We start from the raw sequence: 1,390 nt of genomic DNA on the forward strand, positions 1-1,390 counted from the left end.
AGACCTGCGGTAGTATGTCAACTGAAAAATAATATCTTTTGAAGTTATCAAAGGACAAATTGCTTAAAAAAGACATCACGAAACTAGACCAGTATTTTATGTAAAATACTGGAATTTATTGAAAGGTAGCGATGACAGGTTTTATGTCACACTTTCACACACCTTTCAGGCGTAAAGAGTTGGTGATTACGTAGTAGCGCATCCACCAATCGCACAAATTTTCTTGCGGTTAGAACGAGTGCACGTTTGTGTTGATGTTTTGGTACTTCATTATACTTTTTTGCGTAATATTCTTGGTATTCCAATACATGCTTCCTTACAGAGTTGGCGGCTTCAACTAAGTAATACCGCAAGTAATGATTCCCATTACGAGATAATGAAGTATTTTCAGCAGTGAACCGGCCAGACTGGTATGTACGCCAATATAACCCGGCATACTTTGCGATTTTGGTTTCATCGTCAAATCTTTCGATTTGGCCAATTTCAGCGATAATACCAGCGGCATATATAGGTCCGATTCCAGGAATGGATTCTAATGTTTGCGTTAATCCAGCCATGATCCGCTTAATAGATTTTTCTAGTTCTTTAATTTGTTTTTGATAGGTACGAATGATTTCGATTGATGTTCCTAAAAGAATATCGATTGAGTCTTCTACCACCTTATCTAAACGGTACGACGTGCGAACAGCCTTTTGAATGGTTGATGCGACACATTTCGGGTCACCAAATCGGTTTTTACTCTTTTCCTGTAGGAACTCAGCGAGTTCCTCTAAAGGCATGTCAGCTAGCTCTTCTAGACTGAATTTTTCAAGGAACAATTCCATCATGGCGTTACCAAATATAGAAGAATCGACTTTTTGTGAGAACGTATTACATTTATAACTTAGGTGTTGTAGAAAATGTTGCTTCTCCTTTGTCAACATTCTAACGAGTTGATAACGAGATCTTGTTAATTGCTGTAATGCCACGTATTGACTTTCTTTCACGATGGACATTTGATTTCGCCCAAATCGTAAGTAATCAGCGATGACAAAGGCATCAATTTCGTCAGTCTTATTCATGTCTGAATAACTTTTCTTGAAGTTTGCGACTTGTTTTGGATTTAGAAGAAATACCTTTGTGCCAAATCTTTTTAAGTCTTCGTCATGGTGGAGAAACATGGATGGGTGAAAACTATAAACAGATGTAGATTCTAAGCCGATTTTTAAAATTTCAACCTCTTGATTGGTTGTACACTGTAATAATCGTTCTTTAAGCACCTGTGCACCTGGTAAGTCATTACTGACTGAAAAAGAATCTAGCTTTTCTCCTTCACCATTCAAAAAGCAAACTTTCATATCAAACGAACTTACATCTAGACCAACAAATAATCTCACGTAAGAGACCTCCT

1 protein-coding gene is annotated in these 1,390 nt (G+C 37.3%); it reads right to left on the reverse strand.

Annotated features, from left to right (window positions below; translation table 11 throughout):
* Positions 1-146: 146 nt before the first annotated feature.
* Positions 147-1,376 (reverse strand): IS110 family RNA-guided transposase, encoded by a 1,230-nt coding sequence (locus MR168_RS32900; RefSeq protein WP_086411350.1) that lies wholly within the window; start codon positions 1,374-1,376, stop codon positions 147-149.
* Positions 1,377-1,390 lie beyond the last annotated feature (14 nt).

It is taken from the genome of Bacillus cereus group sp. BfR-BA-01356 (genome assembly GCF_022663635.1).
Taxonomy (GTDB): Bacteria; Bacillota; Bacilli; order Bacillales; family Bacillaceae_G; genus Bacillus_A; species Bacillus_A cereus.